The sequence below is a fragment of the Bacillus sp. EB01 genome (genome assembly GCF_000613125.1).
Lineage (GTDB): Bacteria > Bacillota > Bacilli > Bacillales > Cytobacillaceae > Bacillus_D.
The window spans coordinates 1,770,582-1,789,677 of sequence record NZ_HG964497.1; the positions used below are offsets into that span (position 1 = coordinate 1,770,582).

The window sequence follows — 19,096 nt, forward strand, 5'->3', positions numbered from 1 at the left end:
CTTCTTATGAAAAAGAAAATATTGATAGGCACACTCATCCTATTGCTGCTTTCGGCCATGATTGGTGTCAGCGTCTATCGGGAGGTTTACGCGAAAGGCCCATCAGTGAAAGTAATTGAAGTGGCGGAAGACGAAATTTCCTCTTTTTTGCTAGTGCCGGGAACAATTAGCCTTGAACAGGAACAGATTGTCTATCCTTCTCCAGAACGCGGTACCTTGAAGGAAGTTACTGTTGAGGAAGGACAGTCTATTAAAAAAGGCACTGTCTTAGCCAGATTTGAAAATGCCCAGCTTCAGCTTGAGGAAGAGCAAAACAGTCTTTCTCTCGAATCAACTAATCTTAGAATCTCGCAAACTGAAAGCCAGCTGACCGAGCTAAGGGCGCAGGAGGAAGCTTTGACAGACACAATTCTTCCAGACCCTGCCGCTCTTTCCCAGGTAACTGCGCAGATTAGCCAGCTTGAAGCTGAATTACAGATTGCCGAGCTTGAGCTGAAGCAGGCAAACCTGCAAAAAGAAAGCATTGAGAAGAGAACAGCAGAATTGGAGATTAAGAGTAATATAGATGGTACCGTCTTGCTGGTGAACGAAAATGCATCAGCGGCGGGTGCAGAGCCAGCCGTTGTTGTTGGAAAAATGGATGGCCTGGTGGCCAAAGGCCTTTTATCCGAATATGACACATTGAAAGTTAGCCTTGGACAAAAGGTAAATGTACGCTCGGACGCGATTCAAGACCAGGAGTGGGGTGCGGAAGTAACAAAGGTAGGGACGCTGCCTGAAACGCAAATCGCTGGTGCCCCTCAGCAGGCGGTCCAGTATCCAGTGTTTGTTAAGCTTAGCGGAAAAAACTCCGTCCTGAAGCCCGGTTTCCAGGTCATTATGGAAATTGAAATCGAGAAGAAGACAGGGATTGTCCTCCCGGATTCTGCACTTGTTGACGACGGTGACCAGCAGTATGTATTTGTCGCAGAAAAAGGCATCGTCTACAAGCGAGAGGTGAAGACAGGCATTATTTCCGGCACCGAGGTTGAAATTACTGAGGGGCTGGAACTGAAGGAGAAGGTAGTCACTGACCCGAATGAAGATCTTGAGGACGCGATGGAAGTGACTGTTAAATGATTGAGCTAAGGTCAGTCACAAAATCCTATACCATTGGCTCCGAGAAAATTGATGTCCTGAAGGAAGTGGATTTAACGATTGAAGAGGGCGAGTTTGTTGCCATTATGGGCCCTTCCGGATCGGGAAAATCAACGCTCATGAATATTATTGGCTGCCTTGATAAAGCATCTGAAGGAACGTACCTCCTTGAAGGAGTCAATATCTCGGATTATAAGGAAGCAGAGCTTGCTGGAGTGCGAAACAGGTCAATAGGTTTCGTATTTCAGCAGTTTCATTTGCTGCCAAGATTGTCTGCCCGGAAAAATGTTGAGCTTCCAATGATTTATGCGGGAGTGGGTAAGGATGAGCGGGAGGAACGGGCCGAGGAGGCTCTTGGTAAAATGGGTCTTTGGGACAGGATGGACCATATGCCTAACGAACTCTCAGGAGGCCAAAAACAACGGGTGGCCATCGCCCGCGCCATCGTCAATCGTCCGTCAATTATCCTTGCTGATGAACCTACGGGAGCGCTGGATACGAAAACGAGCATGACGATTATGGAGCACTTCCAGAGGCTCAACCAGGAAGAAGGAGTTACGGTCATTGTTGTGACTCATGAGCCGGAAATTGCCGAATACGCGAATCGGACTATCCTTGTGAGGGATGGAGAGGTTGTCCGGCCCGATTCTGAGGAATGGGGGACGCGCTGATGAGTGTAATGGAAAATTTCAAGATGGCATTGAGCTCACTGAAGGCACATAAGCTGAGGTCGATTTTGACTATGCTAGGCATTATCATCGGGGTCGGGGCAGTCATCATAGTCGTGGCGATTGGCCAGGGCGGTGAGGCGATGCTGAAGGAACAGATAACCGGACCCGGCAATACGATAGAAGTATTTTATCAGCCTTCTGACGAAGAAATCCGTGCCAATCCAAATATCATGCTTAAAGCCCCGTTCACCCAGGAAGATATTCGCGCTCTTGAACAAATCCCCGAGGTGAAACGAGTAGTCGCTTCGAGCACTCAATTTTCCTCTGCCAGGCTGAAGGAAAAGACGATAGATGTTTCTGCAGTTGGAATCACAAAAGAGTATATGGACCTGTATGAATTGAAAATTGAAAAGGGAAGGGAGCTTTCCTCCTCTGACTTCCTTGGTGGCAGGCGGGTAGGGCTTGCGAGCAACAAGCTTCAGGAAGAGCTTTTTGAAGGAAAATCACCTGTCGGTAAGGTTATTCTGGTTGCTAATCAGCCTGTGGAAATTATAGGTGTACTCGAAAAGCCCGAAGGATTGTTCGCGTTTGGTTCGATGGAAGTGTATATGCCCTTCCAGACTTGGCGGATGATGTATGGCAGCTCGGATTACACGCAAGTGACCCTTCAGGCCGATGATCCGGACCATATCCAGACAGCCGGCAAAAAGGCTGAAAGGACACTGAATAATCTTCATAATACGGAGGAGTCGTATCGGGTCATCAATATGGAAGAAATAGCGGCGGGAGTGGGCCAAATTACGAATATCATGACCCTCATCATCGGCAGCATTGCCGGGATATCACTGTTTGTCGGTGGTATAGGTGTAATGAATATCATGCTCGTCTCCGTCACAGAACGGACGCGGGAAATTGGGATTCGGATGGCGCTTGGTGCAACCCGAAATCAGGTACTCACACAGTTCCTGATTGAGTCTGTGACGTTGACATTGATTGGTGGTATACTGGGAATTGGCCTGGGCTGGGGCGTTGCGACATTGGTAAGCATATTCGCAGGCTGGCCGTCACTCGTTTCCTGGCAGGTTGTTGTCGGCGGTGTCCTGTTCTCAATGGTCATCGGCGTGATTTTCGGAATCCTGCCGGCGAACAAGGCATCAAAGCTCGACCCGATAGAATCATTGCGATATGAATAAGATTGGCGGGGGTTAAGTGAGCCCCGCCTTTTTTGGTATTAGTTTTCCGAATATTATGCACTTTAAGAATTAATTTCAAAACCGCTGAATTAATCTCAAAACTGTTAGAATTAATTAAAAAATCGCTGAATTAATATTGCGCTAGTACGGAGTGTTCTATTTAACTAGTTTTACAAGTTGTTGCAGCGGGAAACTAGATAATAAACGAGGTGAGTAGAATGCTGTCACAACTTAAATCAATCCGGGAAGACCTAATGCAGTGCATTATGGAATTCACCGAAGAACAATTTAACCAAAAACCAGCTGAGGACAGGTGGAGTGCGGCACAGGTTGCCCATCATCTGTACTCGATAGAGAAGCAAGCCGTTGAAATATTGAAAAAGGCTGAAAGTGAGACGGTTGAAGAACGTGATTTCAGCCTTATCACTGACCGCTCAGAAAAGGTAAGAACAAAGAACGAGCCACCAGAGGAATTTATGGAGAAGCAGGATGTATGTGCATTGCTGCTTGAGTCTAGGGAGAGCCTTGAACAGCTTGTTGATGAGATAGGCGAAGATTCCTTAAAAACAAAATCTGCTGAACACCCAAGGTTTGGGAGAATGAGCCTGAAGAACTACGTTGAGTGTCTGGGTTTTCATGAGAAGAGGCATATCGCACAAATTGAGGAAATCAAAAGTGAACTTCTATAAAAAGAGCCCCTTCCGGATTTGGAAGGGGCTATAGTCTTTTTATAGCTTAAACGAACTCTTCAACGAAACAATCCGGTTGAATACCGGTTTTTCTTCATTTGTATATTTCGGGTCTACATTAAAGTAGCCGTGGCGGAAGAACTGGAACTTCTCCTGGGCTGCCACACCCTTCATGTTTGGCTCGACAAAGCCTTGCAGTACCTGAAGCGAATTTGGATTCACCTTGTCCAGGAACGTTTTCGCATCATCTTCGCCATCTTCTTCGCCGTTGTCATCAAGGATTAGCGGCTCGTACAAACGGAACTCAGCAGGAACCGCCTGGCTAGCTTCGACCCAGTGGATCGTTCCTTTTACTTTCCGGCCGGTAAAACCAGTGCCGCTCTTTGTTTCCGGGTCGTACGTGCAGCGAAGCTCGACAACATTGCCAGCTTCGTCTTTAATAGCTTCCTCGCATTTAATGAAATACGCGTGCTTCAGGCGCACTTCGTTGCCAGGGTAGAGGCGGAAGTACTTGGCTGGAGGGTTCTCCATGAAGTCGTCCTGCTCGATATAAATTTCGCGGGAGAACGGGATTTGCCTTTTGCCCATTTCCTCATTTTCCGGATTGTTCTCAGCCTCAAGCCATTCAACTTCACCTTCAGGATAATTGGTGATAACAACCTTGAGCGGGTTCAGAATCGCCATCGTCCGAAGAGCTTTCAGCTTCAAATCTTCACGGACAAAGTGCTCAAGCATTTGCTCGTCTACTGCACCGGAGCCTTTTGAAACGCCTGTTTCCCGGACGAACGCACGAATCGATTCAGGGGTATAGCCGCGGCGGCGCATCCCGGAGATTGTCGGCATCCGTGGATCGTCCCAGCCGTCAACGAAGCCTTCGTCAACCAACTGCTTCAATTTGCGTTTGCTCATAACTGTATTCGTGACATTTAGGCGGCCGAACTCGATCTGCTGCGGAGTTGCCTCCATTTCACATTGCTCGACAACCCAATTGTAAAATGGGCGCTGGTCTTCAAATTCAATCGTACAAATCGAGTGAGTCACACCTTCAATCGCATCCTCGATAGGGTGGGCAAATGCATACATCGGATAGATGCACCATTTGTCGCCAGTGTTGTGGTGAGTCGTATGTGAAATCCGGTAAATGACAGGATCACGCAGGTTGATATTCGGCGAGCTCATATCGATTTTAGCGCGGAGTACCTTCTCGCCATTCCCAAATTCGCCAGCCCTCATCCGTTCAAACAGGTCGAGGTTCTCCTCAATGGAACGATTCCTGTACGGGCTTTCCTTGCCAGGTTCGGTCAGAGTGCCGCGGTATTCACGGATTTCATCTGCGGACAAGTCGTCCACATAGGCAAGCCCCTTTTTAATTAAAAGTACAGCTCGGTTGTACATTTCCTCAAAATAATCAGAAGCAAAATAAAGATTGTCCCACTCGAAGCCAAGCCATTGGACATCTTCCTTGATTGAATTGACGTATTCAATGTCTTCCTTCAAAGGATTGGTGTCATCAAAGCGTAGATTGGTGGTTCCCTTGAACTCGTCAGCCAGGCCGAAGTTCAGGATGATTGATTTGGCATGCCCGATATGCAGGTAGCCATTCGGTTCAGGAGGGAAGCGGGTCACAACGCTGTCACGCTTTCCTGATTCCAAGTCTTTTATGATGATATCGCGGATAAAATTAGATGAAGTATGCTCCACAGTTTTCTACCTCTTTCATAAAGCGCAATAAATGTTATTTGTATATATATCATATATATTACTATTTTTCCATAAAACCCGCCATTTAAGACCTCAATTTTGACATCTGTCCCAATAAGCCTAAAATGAAAGAAAAACCATAAAGGCGGTATCTTCGATGATTAATCTTGCAACAATCGGGACGAGCTGGATTACAGAGGCGTTCATTTCGGCAGCTCGTCTAAGCGGCAAACTTGAGCTTAGGGCTATCTACTCTCGATCTGAGGAAAAGGCTCGAGAATTTGCCGAGAAGACAGGTGCTCCTCAAATTTTCACAAACCTTGAAGAAATGGCACAAAGCCCAGATATCGACGCAGTCTACATAGCATCTCCAAACTCCGAGCATTTCAGGCAGGCACTTCTTTTTTTGAAAAATAAGAAGCACGTGTTCTGCGAAAAACCAATTTTCTCAAACTCAAAAGAGCTGGAAGAGGCATTTCGTGTAGCGGAGGAAAATGGAGTCTATTTATTTGAGGCAATCCGCAATATCCATTCGCCGAATCTTGACATCCTGAGAGAGGAGCTTGGCCGAGCGGGGACTTTGAGGAGCGCATTTCTTACCTATATGAAATACTCCTCACGCTATGACCTTGTTTTAAAAGGTGAAGAACCAAATATTTTTTCAGCAAAATTCTCCGGCGGGGCTCTAATGGACCTCGGTGTCTATGCAATCCATCTTGCTGTCCGGCTGTTTGGCAGGCCGCAAAAGGTGTCGTACTCTCCAGTCATGCTGCCAACAGGGATTGATGGCTCCGGAACTCTGGTATTGTCCTATCCAGGCTTTGTTTGTACGATCATGTGCTCGAAAGTATCCGATTCATTTATTCCGTGTGAAATCCATGGGGAGAGCGGAACCTTTATCCTGGGAGATGCGGCCCCGATTTCGTCAATTGAATTTCTGGACAGGAAAAGCGGAGAGAAGCTTAGCTTTGGTTCCAAGCCTGCTGAGGAAGACATGATGTACGAAGCAGCTCGCTTTGCAGATATCATTGAGCAAAAGCAGAATGAAGCTTACCAGGAATTAAAGCAGCAATCTCGCATTGTGCTCGAAGTCATAGATGAAGCAAGGAAACAGAACGGGATTATTTTTAAAGTGGAAAAAGAATAACAATCGTTCGCATGCAACAGGCAAAAGGGCGACGTCATTATTTCGAGTAAAAAACTGTTTGTTGGATTCATTTTGCCCTGTTGCAGAGGATGAAATGGTCCCAATACAGCTCATTGGGCACATTTTGTCTTGTTGCAAAGGGTGAAATGGTTCCAATACAGCTTATTGGGCACATTTTGCCATATTGCAGAGGGTGAAATGCTTCCAATAAGCGCCAGACGTTCACCCATTGTTCATTTACACGGTCAATTTGTGTGACATTTTTCCGAACTTCCCACCTTTGTTATTTAAATCACATACTCCCTCCGAAACATTTTTTATAGTGGATATAGATCGAACTGCCAGAATTCCTTTTTAATGGTTAGTTTAAGTGTCCGGTATAAGGAATGAAACGGAGGAAGAGAGACATGTCAGCATTAACAAAATATTATAAGCGGGTCAAGAGGCACCCTATCCAATATACTAGGATGGCAGTGCAAATAGCATTTGCATTCTTCATGCTATTTGTCGGGTTTCGCTTTTATCAGTTTTACCAGCATTTCAATTTGATGGGCATTGAGCGGCTCGTGCCAAGGCCCGGGGCGGTAGAGGGCTTCCTTCCAGTGTCAGCACTAGTCGGATTGAAGGTTTGGGTCACGACAGGCATCTTTGATCCAATCCATCCTGCAGGACTTGTACTATTCACATTTTTTGTAGCTTCTGGTTTTATTTTTCGGAAAGCATTCTGCGGCTGGATTTGTCCAATTGGAACGCTTGGTGAATGGCTTGCCAGGTTTGGCAGAAAGCTCTTCAAACGGAACTTTGACATGCCAAGATGGCTTATTTGGATTCTGACTCCATTGAAATACTTGATACTGATATTTTTCCTGAAGGCGATCATTATTGATATGCCGGTTTTTTATGCGATTGACTTCATGGCTGGTAATTATAATAAAATTTCCGATGTAAAGATGATGATGTTCTTTTTAAATATTGGCGGTGTAGGGTTGACTGTCTTGCTTGTACTTGCCGTCCTGTCGGTTTTCTTTAAAAATTTCTGGTGTCGCGTCCTGTGCCCGTACGGTGCGATGATTGGGCTGGGTTCTGTTTTTGGGATTACCAAAATCAAGAGGAACGAAGAAACCTGTATCGATTGCAATGCCTGTACAAGGGTTTGTCCTCAGCGTATTTCCGTTTCGACGAAAAAGGCAGTCAGGACTCCGGATTGCTCGGCATGTATGTCGTGTGTGGAAGTCTGCCCTGTCAAAGATACGTTGAACATGACGGTCGCCAACAAAAAGGTTAATAAATGGACCATTCCAATCGCTTTCTTTGCAACCTTCTTTATTGTTGTCGCAATGGCCAAGCTGACCGGCCATTGGGATACAATGATTACGTATGAGGAATTCAGGATGCTGATTCCGTCGGTCAACAATATTGGCCATTAAAAAATCGTCCGGGGCATAATATGCCTCGGACGATTTTTGGTTAACAGGTTCGAAAGTGTTGGGTTTAAACGAGTTTCTTCCTAAGGTAAAACCAATAAAAGATAAGTCCGCCGATAATTAAAACTGCTGCAACAACAGGAATGATAAAGGACTGTATGGGTAAGGTTTCACTTACCGACAAGACTTTAGTTTCAGCTGCAATAGGAGTGGAATCCTGAGGAGAAGCCAATTCAATCGTTGTGTTCAAAAGGAATGGATTTATATGAGTGTCTGCAAGTGTTTTATTGGAAATCGCCAAAAATAACAGGACGATGATTAATAGGGTCTTTTTAAGCATTATTTTCAACTCCGATATGTTGGTATCGTATTGTTTTTATCTTATCATTGGTTCCCTCCATAAAGTTGCCGTCCGGTCATTGTTCACAATAGTTTCAAATTTGCTTTGACAAATCTGTCAAATTTAAGGTAAGCAAGCGTTTGCTGGATAAAAATGAGTGCTGTTCACATAGTAAGAATAATAATTGGTGTGGCCGGAGGAGAAAACAATGGATGACAAATTTGAGAATTCAGTTTTGCCGCTAATTAGCATCGGCGATAAAATTGGCATTAATGTTCTTGATGACGTTTATATGTATACAACGAAAATTGTGAATTTGTTTCTAATTGGCAATCCGGAAACAGAAAGAAGCTTCTCGTTAATTGATGCAGGAATGCCGAAATGCGCGGATGAAATTATTGATGCCGCCGAGAATCGGTTCGGAAAAGGGGCAAAACCTGCTTCAATTATCTTGACTCATGGACATTTTGACCATGTTGGGTCGCTTGCTGAGTTGCTTGAAAGGTGGGAGGTGCCTGTCTATGCACATCGTTTGGAACTCCCTTACTTGACCGGGAGAGGGGATTACCCGAAAGGAGACCCGGAGACAGATGGTGGTTTGGTCTCTGAGCTTTCCCCTCTCTTCCCGAATCACGGCATCAATCTCGGTAACAGGATAGCGGCTTTGCCTAATGATGGAGGCGTTCCGGGGCTTGAGGAATGGAAATGGGTGCATACTCCAGGTCATACACCGGGGCATATTTCACTGTTCCGGGAGCGTGACAGGACCCTGATTGCCGGAGACGCATTTGTAACGGTAAAACAGGAATCTCTTTATAAGGTACTAACACAAACACAGGAAATCAGCGGCCCGCCAAAGTACTACACAACCGACTGGGAAGCCGCGTACCAATCAGTCAAGAAACTCTTGTTCTTAAAGCCACTACTCGCAGTTACCGGACATGGCCTGCCCATGAACGGGGATGAACTTGCAGAAGCCCTTGATTACCTTGTCAGCCACTTCAATCAAATCGCCGTCCCGAAGCATGGTAAGTTTGTAAGGATAGGAACAAAGATAAACCGGGGGTATAGCCAATGAGGTAAAGGCTGAACGTATGGGCAGCATTCTTTTTCCAAAACGGGCGTGAATGGATTTATCCCCGAATTATCCTTATAATAGGAACAATCACCTGTGAAAAAGGAGCAGTTTATGCTGAATATACAAGAAACTTTTAAGCCATTTGTTCAAAGTGTTTGGAAGAAGTCGGGTTTTAAGCAGCCGACGTCAATTCAGGAGGCCGCAATCCCTGCGATCCTTGATGGACGTGATTTGATTGCCGAGTCGCCGACTGGGACCGGAAAGACACTTGCGTACTTGCTGCCAGTCCTCGAGAAAATCGACAGCTCAAGCATTGGGCTTCAGGCGGTCGTGCTTGCGTCCAGCCAGGAGCTAATTATGCAGGTGTATCAAGAATTCCAGAAGTGGTCGGAAGGGAGCGGCATCCGCGGCGCAACGTTCATTGGCGGCGCCAACGTGAAACGGCAGCTTGAGAAGCTTAAGAAGAAGCCGCATATTGCCTTCGGGACACCAGGCCGGATGAATGAATTAATCAAGCAGAAGAAAATCAAGATGCATGAAGTGAAGATGGTTGTACTAGATGAAGGCGATCAGCTGCTGGTCCGCGAGCATATCGGGCAGGTGGAGGACATTGTTAAATCATCGCTGAAGTCCCGCCAGGTGGTACTGTTCTCGGCAACAATGAAGCCGGAAACAGAAGAGATGGCCAAGAGGCTGACAGAAAATCCGGAAGTAATTCGTATTAAAAAGGACACGTCAATCGAGCAAGGGAAGGTCGAGCATATTTATTTCTCATGTGAGCAACGGGAAAAGCTGCTCCTGCTTGAGAAGATTGTCCGCCTCCAAAACATTAAGACACTTGCGTTTATTAATGATATAACTGAGATTGGGGTAATTACCGCAAAGCTTCAGTTTAAAGAGTTATCTGCAGGCCTGCTCCACAGTGAGCTTGATAAAACGGTCAGGCAGAAGGCTATTAAAGATTTCCGTGATGGGAAAATAAACATGCTTGTTGCAACCGATGTCGCGGCGCGCGGCCTCGATATTCAAGGAGTCACGCATGTGGTCCATGTGGATTTCCCGCGGGATATCGAGCAGTACATCCACCGTTCGGGAAGGACTGGCCGGATGGGTGCAGATGGAACGGTCATTTCGCTCGTAACCGAGCGGGAAGAGCGCGAGTTGAAGATTTTTGCAAAGAAGTTGAATCTCTCTGTTGAAAAACGGATTTTCTATAAAGGCCAAATTGCGGTAGACAACATCCGTCAGCTTGAACGCGCGAAAAGGAAATAATCGTTGGTAACATTTCCGCTAGTAATAAGTAGGTGAAAACGGAACCAATATCGGCTGTTGGAGACATTTCAGAGTAACAATCCCAGTGAAACGATGCCAATACAGGCTATTGGAAACATTTTAATGTAAATAGACCGGTGAAACGGTTCCAATAGAAGCTATTGGAGACATTTCAGAGTAAAAATTCTATTGAAACGATGCCAATAAAGGCTGTTGGCAACATTTTTAATGAAAAATGGTAACCTATCCATATGATAATTGCCAACATTTCAGGGTGAAAGAGCGGACTAAATGTTATCAATACAAAAATAGTGTTTAATTATGATTTGCCCCCAATTTCGGGGGCTTTTATTTTTATAAAAAAGGTTTTGGATAGCCGACTGGCGAAATAAAAATAATAAAATTGGCACAGAAAAGGGGCAGAGAGTTTTGCAAAATCCAAAACTAAAGAATTTGTATGATACATGGCTTGAAGAAGCCACAATTGAAGATATGCAGGAAAAGATGAAATCCGGCGAGCTGACATCGAAGGAACTCGTGCTGATGTACCTGTACCGAATTTCTCAGTATGACCATAAAGGACCGGAGCTGCGGTCAGTGCTAGAAATCAATCCCGAGGCGCTGCATATTGCGGCGGCATTGGATGCCGAGCGCAAGGCGGATGGCCCGCGTGGCCCGTTGCATGGTATCCCGGTGCTGCTGAAGGATAATATCGACACAGCAGATAAGCTGCATACAAGTGCAGGTTCAAAAGCATTGGCTGATTCATATGCAATCGAGGACTCGGAGGTTGCTCTAAGCCTTCGGATAGCCGGTGCTGTCATTCTTGGAAAAACAAACATGACCGAATGGGCAAATTACATGGCTTATGAAATGAAAAGCGGGTACTCGTCACGCGGCGGGCAGACATTGAATCCGTATGGGCCAGGAAAATTTGATGTAGGCGGGTCAAGCTCTGGATCGGGGGCTTCAATTGCCGCGAATTTTGCTGCGGCAGCAGTTGGGACGGAGACTTCCGGGTCCATCCTAAATCCAGCTTGCCAGAATTCACTAGTCGGCGTTAAACCGACGGTCGGTCTAATCAGCCGCCGCGGTATTATTCCGATTGCCCATTCCCAGGATACGGCCGGCCCTATGGCTCGGACGGTAACCGATGCGGCCATCTTGCTGTCAGCGTTATCCGGGGTTGACTCAGCGGATCAGGCGACGCTTGCAAATCCATTAGAACATGTTGACTTTACAGCTTTTTTGGAAGAGGGGCTTACCGGGAAAAGAATAGGGATTGCCCGTGATTTTTATTTTTCCCAAGCTGGTGAAAAAAAGGCGAAGATAGCCGATCACGCGATTGAGGTGCTGAAATCGCTGGGAGCAGAGGTAGTCGATGTTGTTATCCCATCCGCGAGATTTATGTGGGATTGGGAAGTGTTAAAATATGAGTTTAAAGCGGGCGTTAATGCTTATTTAAAAGGGCTCACACCGTCAGCCAAGGTAAGGACACTTGCTGACGTGATTCACTTCAATGATGAAAATCCTGAGGAGATGCTCCGTTACGGGCAGGATGTCCTAAAGAACTCTGAGGCAACAAGCGGCGGGCTGTATGAGGAGGAGTATATCCGGTCACTTGAATTTAACGAATATCATGCAAAGGAAAACGGAATTGACTTCGTATTGAAGGATTATGGCGTAGATGCGATTCTTTTTCCACATGAGGAAGGCTGCGATTTGTCCGCGCGGGCGGGGTATCCTTCAGTTTGCGTACCGGCAGGATATACCGATGAAGGAGAACCTGTTGGGATTACGTTTGCCGGAACGGCCTGGAGCGAGCCGGAGCTTATCCAGATTGCCTTTGCCTACGAACAAGCCACCATGGCTAGGAAGGCGCCAGTACTTGCGGCTGAAAAACAAACAGCAGACTAGGCCGAGGAATAAAGAATCTGTGGTAAAAGCTGTCCGAGAAACCGTTATTCAGCGGTTTTTTCGGACAGCTCTTTTTTATTATTTAGAGACCACAAATCTAAAATGTCATGTGCTAAACTCTTGCCACCCATGCGACAGATGTTTTATTAAACAATCATAAAGTGAAGCTCCTGACATTTTTTATACAAATTGCCCGGATATTTGTCCCCTAACTATGATTGATTTTGCAAAAATGCAGGCCGAATTGAAGAAGGAAGGCGTGTTTGGAGAGAAAGTTGAGTTACTAGCAATTACATTAGACCCGGAAACGGATAGTTTAGAGATACTTAAAAAGTATGCACAAAACTTTCAAACTGACCCATCCGGATGGAAATTTCTTAGAGGCAGCATTGCTGAAACGATAGAAATTGCAGATTCGTATCATATGAAATTTCAGAAGGTAAATGGCGGGGCTATCGCCCACAATACAACCATGTACCTAATTGACAAAGATAATCAAATTATATAACATGGCCAACACACAAGAGAAGGTAGACATTGAGGCAATTATGGATAATATTCAAATCCTTGTTAATGAGTAGAATCCTATGCACTGAAGTGGAAATGAGCTCATTAGAATAGTGCTATTTATAGGATAGGACTCATATTGGGATAGGGAGTTTATGAACTTTTCTATTCCCTGGATGAGGCCATTAAAACTAGGGGGAAAAGCCCAAGAATTTAAGTTGAAACCTTAATTCTAAATAGCCTATTTTTTCAAAAATCATCACTTGTCCGTGAGCAAACTTGTCCTAGAATCATAAAGTAGTAGTAGGACAGTAACAAGGAGGTGATACAGGTGAGTGAAAGCAGAGGAAAAAGGATTGCAAGGGAACTTCTTCGGAACAGCCTTAGGCAATCTTTACAAAACAACATGGGCAACTCCGTCTTGGGATTAACAGGAAAGATTCCTATAGGAGGAAAAACCCCGCTACTATCCAACAATCTGTTATCAGGCAAAATTCCATCCGGCAAGACGCCTCTTGGAAAAATCCCATCCGGCAACCTGCCGCTACTAAATACCTCTGTGTTGGGTCTGAGTGACAAAAATCCGTCCGGGAAAGACCAGCATTCAAAAGATTTCATTGGAAAAGATTCAAATTGCCGCGGAAGAGACTCGGTCGGGGGCAAGGATCTAAAAGATCCCAGAGACAAGGATCTCAAAGACACAAGAGGCAAGGACCTAAAAGATCCCAGAGACAAGGATTGTAAAGACACAAGAGGCAAGGATCTAAAAGATCCCAGAGACAAGGATCGCAAAGACACAAGAGGCAAGGACCTAAAAGATCCTAGAGACAAGGACCGCAAAGATAGAAGAGACCAGGATCGCAGAGGCAGGAATAGACATTCCTGTTAAGAAGGAAAAAGTGTTCACCAGCTATGGGCTGGGCGAACACTTTTTTTACTTTTCTGGAATAAAAAAGTAGACCCGTAAGTAAGTTACATACGTTAAGAAGGAGAGACAGGGGATAGTTTCCCCAAATATGCGCGGTTACGGAACCTAAAAGAAAAAGCGTTCCCCTGCTTTCAACTGGGCGAACACTTTTTTGTTTAAGAAATACAAGTTGCTTGCTTCATAACAAAAATCTTCCAATTAAATATCCGTTTTGCCGGGTAGCTATGGGGACGAATCCCCATTTCATAAATAGATTCAAGCTCTTCATATTCTGATTGCTGACAAATCCGGTTAGAGCACGGATTCCGTTTTCTCTTGCATACTCAACTAAGTCCGGAAGTAAAGCACGGCCAATTCCTTGCCCTTGGAATTCTTTATCCAAAACTGCATAGGTGATATATGCCGTTCCAGGAAAAACCAGTCTGTACGAAAGATACCCGGCAACTTCATGATTCTCCGTACAAACGACGACTACCCCGTCAGCCGTCCTTAATTTTTCACGTACCGCCGCTGTGCTTGTCCGAAAATTATTAACTGTTATATCAATTAACCGATCATCATCCCTCGCAGGATTGCGCTTTCGAATATACATATACCAATCTCCTTTATTTAGCTGATTAGTTATATGATATGAAAGGAATTCTGTTTAGCTTGTACGTCTATCCCATATCCCTCATTATTACCACTATGACATTTAGAATTGGGTTCTTTATCTACCTGTTTATAAACTCAAATTGGACGGGCAGTTCGAAACAAAAGAATGGCGGATTGTGTTAAGCAGGTTATCTTTAGTTGCGGTTTAACCACCGAGGGCTGTGTATTGGCTTTCTATTTTATAGCCACTTTTATTAAATATTTGAGGAAACCGGATTGGAATGAACCGATCTGCTTTCCTTTCATCTAGTCAGGTTTCCACTGTATAAAGATTACGCACTTTCTGATGATAGCGATAACAATCAATGTGGCGGTATTTTTGCCTTTTATTATTAGTAATGGCTGGTCTTATTTTCAAGAAATATGGCTGCTCGCTATTCTATTTGCATTTACAAATGCTTTTTTAAAGAGCTTTTTGGGAAGGCTCTTTTGAGCCGGTTTTCGGAGCAAGTAGGTGAAAAGTGCAGTGGCAGCGACAAGCTTGGGCTTTGGCCTGCAGCGTAACTCATTAGTTTTCCTTGGCTGATCTGTCTGGCCTTTTCAATTGGAGAATTGTTCGGTGGTATAACAATCAAATCCAAGAGTATTTTTCCTTCCGTTATATGGTACATCATTTTAAATCTTCTCATGGTTTTAGGCGGACTGGTTTTGTAACGAGGGAATAACCCTAAATTCGTTATTCCGCTATCCATTCTAAAAGGCTTTATAAATAAAGTATATCCACTCTCTTGTTTTCGATGTATACAAAGCAAGTGAGATTTTGTGCAGGAATACAGCAGCGATCTTAAATGGAGGGAGGCGTGTCCGCCAAGCAGGATTTACATGTCGGATAACAGCTGTTTATTGGTAAGTTAGAAGGTAGGAAGTACGCTTGGCAGCCCGGCCTAGAGCAAGTCTATACTGTTCAAAAAAATAACAGGCTAGGAAGAGGAATGAAGAAACTGCCAGCATAATCGGGGTTAAAGAGCCCAAACTATGAATACATCCTGGTAAAGGAGTGTTTTATTATGGGCAGACAAAAGCTGGGGAACCGCAATGCGCAAATAAACAACAACAAGAAGGTCGGTAAAACAAGCTCGGAGCTTGTGAAATTCACGACAGGCCAGGACAGGCTTGTGCGCAACCGGCCAAACGACGATTAAGAGGAAAATTTTGCAGCCACTTTGGGGAATCCCTAGGTGGCTTTTCGTTGCGGAGATTTGTCATATTTTCTGGTTATAAAGACTTATTTTTGAATAGGTACTAAGGCGCTATAATAAGATTACGCAATCAAAGCAAAATCTGACAAAGGCAAACCTGTCTAAAGGCAGGGACGCAAAGCGATGGGCCTACCCGGGAAACCGAACGGCTGCCACGCCGCCGGACTTCTTTTGAATGTCTGGGACAAATCAAAAGGAGGAAGAACAATGTTTTTGCGCAACAAGATTGTATGTATCATGTTAACATTATTGGTGGTTGGTTCATTGGCAAATCCGTTTGGTTCAAGAGTTGTAAAAGCGGAGGGAACACCGAGAGCAACCTGGCTCTGGGATACAGCCCTCATACAGTCGAAACCGGATGATGTGGTTGCTTTTCTCGCCGGAAACAATGCCAACCAGGTTTACCTCCAAATCAACAGCAGTATTCCGAATGCCGCCTACAAGCAATTCATTAGCAAGGCTTCGGCTACCGGTATTCAGGTACATGCCCTGGACGGAGCGCCTAACTGGGTATCCTCGAAGGGTTCAACATATTTGAATGCATTTTTTAGTTGGGTTAAAAACTATCAGGCAACGGCTTTGCCTGCAGAAAAATTTGCCGGAGTCCATCTCGATGTGGAGCCTTACTTATTCAGCGGATGGACGTCCAATTATAAAAGCACTGTCCTCTCGTACCAAAATATTCTATTGAGTGCGAAATCCCAGGCCGCCCAGCTTAGGCTTCCGCTTGGAGCCGACATGCCATTCTGGTTCGATGAACACACATACAACAATAAACTCGGTAAAGGCAATTTAGCTGAATGGGTAATAGGTACAGTCGACTCGCCGACCATCATGGCTTACCGGGATACAGCACCCGCCATTGCTGACATCATCGGCAATGAAGTCAATATGGCCCGCGCTGCTGGCAAGAAACTTGTGATAGGTGTCGAGACAGGGGCAACGAATGAAGGTGACTTTATTACATTTCATGAAGAAGGCAAAGCGTATATGGAAGTCGAGCTTTCTGCTGTGCAGGTTCAGTACGGGGGAAACCTTGTATTCGCAATGCATTATCTTGAAAGCTGGATGAATATGAAGCCATAACACTACTCAGCCGCCGCTTGGTGGCTTTTATTTTTTGGAAGTGCCTCCTTTTGGGGCAGACGGTTCTGGTTTGCCGAGATTGATGGCTTAATAAGAAATCGGTCGATACTAAATTGCCAAGAGGATGACTAGTCTTTCCTAACTAACCAATTTTCCGAAAATCTTATATAATCACTAGTTATCATTCGGAGCAGACGGCGGGAATTACTAGTACCTGTCAGGCAGTATCTAGACACTGCCGTGCAGGGGCTAGTACCTAACAGGCAGTGACTATGCCAGTTTCAGGTTAGTATTTAGTCCTTACTAGCAAAATCTTTAATAAATATAGACATTCCGTATAAGCTTTTTTCACTAGTTACAAACAGCAAAAAACCACTCAACATAACTATTCTCTTAAGCTAAGCTCCATCACTTGCCCTCCCCAAGAAAAATGGCAACCCACTTAAGTGAATTGCCATCTTCCCCAACTACTCTTCCAGCTTTTTCAACGCCTCGATAGCCGGACCTTCAACCACATCGCCGCCATACGAGAAACGCGAACCATGGCACGGACAATCCCAGGTCTTTTCGGCATGGTTCCATTCGCATTCACAGCCCAAATGTGTACAAGTCGTATCAACTAAATAAAGCTGTCCGTTCTCGTCCTTATAGCCGCCAGCCCGCTTTCCGTTTACGAGCACAACCCCGCCTTCGCCAACCCTCAGATCATCCGGATCCTTAGGAATGAACTCAAGCTTCCCTTTTACAAAATGACCCGCAACCTCCAAATTAAAGGTAGCAGCCTTCTTAAGGGCAGGGTCCATTTCAAAGCGGGAAGGATGGTAGAGTTCCTTGTAGGTACTTTCCTTATTCAACACATAATCAGTCAGGATATGCCCCGCTAGCGTCGAGGTCGTCATGCCCCACTTTTTATAGCCTGTTGCCACAAGGATGTTCTCCTCATCGTCCTTTAATGGCCCAATATACGGCAGCTTATCAAGCGTCTCCAAATCCTGCGCCGACCAGCGGTACTCATATTCATGAATGCCGAAAACTTCCTCGGTCCATTTTTCAAGTGCCTGATAATGCTCAAGCGTATCCTTGCCAGTCCCGGTCCGGTGGTTTTCCCCGCCGATAATCAGCAGATTCTCACCATTAACCGGCGTATAGCGGATCGAGCGTGACGGTGAGTCAGCACTGATGTACATCCCGCCAGGATATTCTTTTTCAGTCTTGACTCCAATCGCGTACGAGCGTGTCGCATACATACGGGCAAAGTACAACCCTCTTTTGTCAAAAAATGGCCAATGCGAGGCGATGACTGCATGACCGCAGGAAATTTTTCTGTCTTCCTTCGTATGCACAACAGTCCCGCCTTCAACTGTGATATCTTTGGCGGTCGTATTTTCATACACGAGGCAGCCAGCGTCAACAGCCTTTTTCAGGAGTGCCCGTAAATACTTGAGAGGGTGAAACTGGGCCTGGTTGGGCATAACCAGGGCATTCTTTATTTCAATATCAAACGGGATGCTGCTCCTTAGTTCTCCCGGGATGCCAAGCTTTTGATAGGCTTCCATTTCGGTTTCAAGCTTGGATTGATATTCCTCGGTTGTCGCGTATATAACGGCTTCCTGGTCACTGAAATCACAATCAATACCCTGTTCGTTGACAGTCCTTCTAATAAAGCCGAGTGCATCAGAATGAGATTCGTAATAGAGCTTGGCCTTTTCCTCGCCAAAATGATTGATCAATTCATCATATAGCAAACCGTGCTGTGCGGTAACTTTCGCAGTTGTATGCCCGGTTGTACCGTTCAAAACACTTCCGGCTTCAATGATGGCTACTCGTTTTCCTTGCTGGGTAAGTAAGTAGGCTGTGGTAATTCCGGTCATTCCTGCCCCGACGATTGCGACATCGACAGAAACATCTTCGCTTAGCTTTTCGAACTTAGGCAGTTCGATCTCCCGCCAATAAGTTCGAGGAAATTTAGGCATTTTGCTTTGTCCGCTCATTGTGGTCCTCCTTTTTCCTCGGTTGGTTATCTACTTTATAGTTCCCTAACTTAGGTAAATGAATCCAATATTTTGTGCTTAACTAGGTTAGTAATGTCATTTTCTGTGTGAGGTTTTGTGACATGGGTCGTTGACGGATTAAGCATGGATTGATATACTCCA

Annotated in this window: 17 protein-coding genes and 1 riboswitch; of the genes, 13 read left to right on the top strand and 4 right to left on the bottom strand. The window is 45.3% G+C overall.

The window, feature by feature from the left end:
- Window positions 1–6 precede the first annotated feature (6 nt).
- The 4 genes from TY16_RS07865 (at window position 7) to TY16_RS07880 (ending at window position 3,690) form a co-directional block, all read left to right on the top strand.
- Window positions 7–1,119 carry an efflux RND transporter periplasmic adaptor subunit gene (locus TY16_RS07865; protein WP_043931293.1) on the top strand — a complete coding sequence of 371 codons (1,113 nt, stop codon included), beginning with the start codon at window positions 7–9 and terminating at the stop codon, window positions 1,117–1,119.
- The gene (locus TY16_RS07870; protein ID WP_043931294.1) at window positions 1,116–1,808 is read left to right on the top strand and encodes an ABC transporter ATP-binding protein; all 693 of its coding nucleotides are present in this window, start codon (window positions 1,116–1,118) and stop codon (window positions 1,806–1,808) included. Before TY16_RS07865 ends, TY16_RS07870 begins: the two co-directional genes overlap by 4 nt.
- On the top strand, window positions 1,808–3,001 hold the full coding sequence (locus TY16_RS07875; RefSeq protein WP_043931296.1) for an ABC transporter permease: 1,194 nt from the start codon (window positions 1,808–1,810) through the stop codon (window positions 2,999–3,001). The genes TY16_RS07870 and TY16_RS07875 overlap by 1 nt, the downstream gene beginning before the upstream one ends.
- A 218-nt stretch (window positions 3,002–3,219) precedes the next feature.
- Entirely contained in the window at window positions 3,220–3,690 is a 471-nt protein-coding gene (locus tag TY16_RS07880) for a DinB family protein (protein WP_043931297.1), read from the top strand.
- A gap of 39 nt (window positions 3,691–3,729) precedes the next feature.
- On the opposite strand, the gene TY16_RS07885 is transcribed toward TY16_RS07880, so the two are convergent.
- Window positions 3,730–5,391, bottom strand: a complete 1,662-nt coding sequence (locus TY16_RS07885; RefSeq protein ID WP_043931299.1) for a glutamine--tRNA ligase/YqeY domain fusion protein — start codon at window positions 5,389–5,391, stop codon at window positions 3,730–3,732.
- A gap of 160 nt (window positions 5,392–5,551) precedes the next feature.
- Between TY16_RS07885 and TY16_RS07890 the strand changes: the two genes are divergently transcribed.
- Both TY16_RS07890 and TY16_RS07895 read left to right on the top strand, forming a co-directional pair.
- Window positions 5,552–6,538 carry a Gfo/Idh/MocA family protein gene (locus TY16_RS07890; RefSeq protein WP_052342868.1) on the top strand — a complete coding sequence of 329 codons (987 nt, stop codon included), beginning with the start codon at window positions 5,552–5,554 and terminating at the stop codon, window positions 6,536–6,538.
- A gap of 407 nt (window positions 6,539–6,945) precedes the next feature.
- Window positions 6,946–7,965, top strand: a complete 1,020-nt coding sequence (locus tag TY16_RS07895) for a 4Fe-4S binding protein (protein ID WP_052342647.1) — start codon at window positions 6,946–6,948, stop codon at window positions 7,963–7,965.
- A 64-nt stretch (window positions 7,966–8,029) separates the two neighbouring features.
- On the opposite strand, the gene TY16_RS07900 is transcribed toward TY16_RS07895, so the two are convergent.
- On the bottom strand, window positions 8,030–8,302 hold the full coding sequence (locus TY16_RS07900) for a hypothetical protein (RefSeq protein ID WP_043931303.1): 273 nt from the start codon (window positions 8,300–8,302) through the stop codon (window positions 8,030–8,032).
- A 208-nt stretch (window positions 8,303–8,510) separates the two neighbouring features.
- Here TY16_RS07900 and TY16_RS07905 point away from each other — a divergent pair, with 208 nt between their 5' ends.
- From TY16_RS07905 to TY16_RS07925, 5 genes are all read left to right on the top strand, one after another.
- Window positions 8,511–9,380 (top strand): MBL fold metallo-hydrolase, encoded by an 870-nt coding sequence (locus tag TY16_RS07905; protein WP_043931304.1) that lies wholly within the window; start codon window positions 8,511–8,513, stop codon window positions 9,378–9,380.
- A 111-nt stretch (window positions 9,381–9,491) separates the two neighbouring features.
- Entirely contained in the window at window positions 9,492–10,652 is a 1,161-nt protein-coding gene (locus TY16_RS07910) for a DEAD/DEAH box helicase (protein WP_043931305.1), read from the top strand.
- Between the two features lie 429 nt (window positions 10,653–11,081).
- Window positions 11,082–12,569 carry an amidase family protein gene (locus TY16_RS07915; protein ID WP_043931307.1) on the top strand — a complete coding sequence of 496 codons (1,488 nt, stop codon included), beginning with the start codon at window positions 11,082–11,084 and terminating at the stop codon, window positions 12,567–12,569.
- Window positions 12,570–12,744: 175 nt separating this feature from the next.
- On the top strand, window positions 12,745–13,077 hold the full coding sequence (locus tag TY16_RS07920) for an SCO family protein (RefSeq protein ID WP_269320339.1): 333 nt from the start codon (window positions 12,745–12,747) through the stop codon (window positions 13,075–13,077).
- Window positions 13,078–13,407: 330 nt separating this feature from the next.
- Entirely contained in the window at window positions 13,408–13,965 is a 558-nt protein-coding gene (locus TY16_RS07925) for a hypothetical protein (protein ID WP_043931308.1), read from the top strand.
- A 217-nt stretch (window positions 13,966–14,182) separates the two neighbouring features.
- Here the strand turns inward: TY16_RS07925 and TY16_RS07930 are convergent, their stop codons facing one another.
- The gene (locus TY16_RS07930; protein ID WP_043931310.1) at window positions 14,183–14,596 is read right to left on the bottom strand and encodes a GNAT family N-acetyltransferase; all 414 of its coding nucleotides are present in this window, start codon (window positions 14,594–14,596) and stop codon (window positions 14,183–14,185) included.
- Between the two features lie 1,069 nt (window positions 14,597–15,665).
- Between TY16_RS07930 and TY16_RS27085 the strand changes: the two genes are divergently transcribed.
- Both TY16_RS27085 and TY16_RS07940 read left to right on the top strand, forming a co-directional pair.
- A complete protein-coding gene (locus tag TY16_RS27085) occupies window positions 15,666–15,800 on the top strand; it encodes a hypothetical protein (protein WP_269320278.1) in 135 nt (44 codons plus the stop codon).
- A gap of 137 nt (window positions 15,801–15,937) precedes the next feature.
- Window positions 15,938–16,022, top strand: a riboswitch (cyclic di-GMP riboswitch).
- A gap of 42 nt (window positions 16,023–16,064) precedes the next feature.
- Entirely contained in the window at window positions 16,065–16,943 is an 879-nt protein-coding gene (locus TY16_RS07940) for a hypothetical protein (protein WP_052342649.1), read from the top strand.
- Between the two features lie 467 nt (window positions 16,944–17,410).
- On the opposite strand, the gene TY16_RS07945 is transcribed toward TY16_RS07940, so the two are convergent.
- Window positions 17,411–18,934: an FAD-dependent oxidoreductase gene (locus tag TY16_RS07945; RefSeq protein WP_043931312.1), complete on the bottom strand. Its 1,524-nt coding sequence runs from the start codon at window positions 18,932–18,934 to the stop codon at window positions 17,411–17,413.
- Between the last annotated feature and the right edge of the window lie 162 nt (window positions 18,935–19,096).

What these genes read in the sequence shown, in the direction of transcription:
- TY16_RS07930 (WP_043931310.1), bottom strand. Translation starts at nt 14,596, where the DNA reads ATGTATATTCGAAAGCGCAATCCTGCGAGGGATGATGATCGGTTAATT.
- TY16_RS07895 (WP_052342647.1), top strand. Translation starts at nt 6,946, where the DNA reads ATGTCAGCATTAACAAAATATTATAAGCGGGTCAAGAGGCACCCTATC.
- TY16_RS07865 (WP_043931293.1), top strand. Translation starts at nt 7, where the DNA reads ATGAAAAAGAAAATATTGATAGGCACACTCATCCTATTGCTGCTTTCG.
- TY16_RS07880 (WP_043931297.1), top strand. Translation starts at nt 3,220, where the DNA reads ATGCTGTCACAACTTAAATCAATCCGGGAAGACCTAATGCAGTGCATT.
- TY16_RS07940 (WP_052342649.1), top strand. Translation starts at nt 16,065, where the DNA reads ATGTTTTTGCGCAACAAGATTGTATGTATCATGTTAACATTATTGGTG.
- TY16_RS27085 (WP_269320278.1), top strand. Translation starts at nt 15,666, where the DNA reads ATGGGCAGACAAAAGCTGGGGAACCGCAATGCGCAAATAAACAACAAC.
- TY16_RS07900 (WP_043931303.1), bottom strand. Translation starts at nt 8,302, where the DNA reads ATGCTTAAAAAGACCCTATTAATCATCGTCCTGTTATTTTTGGCGATT.
- TY16_RS07875 (WP_043931296.1), top strand. Translation starts at nt 1,808, where the DNA reads ATGAGTGTAATGGAAAATTTCAAGATGGCATTGAGCTCACTGAAGGCA.
- TY16_RS07945 (WP_043931312.1), bottom strand. Translation starts at nt 18,934, where the DNA reads ATGAGCGGACAAAGCAAAATGCCTAAATTTCCTCGAACTTATTGGCGG.
- TY16_RS07910 (WP_043931305.1), top strand. Translation starts at nt 9,492, where the DNA reads ATGCTGAATATACAAGAAACTTTTAAGCCATTTGTTCAAAGTGTTTGG.
- TY16_RS07905 (WP_043931304.1), top strand. Translation starts at nt 8,511, where the DNA reads ATGGATGACAAATTTGAGAATTCAGTTTTGCCGCTAATTAGCATCGGC.
- TY16_RS07870 (WP_043931294.1), top strand. Translation starts at nt 1,116, where the DNA reads ATGATTGAGCTAAGGTCAGTCACAAAATCCTATACCATTGGCTCCGAG.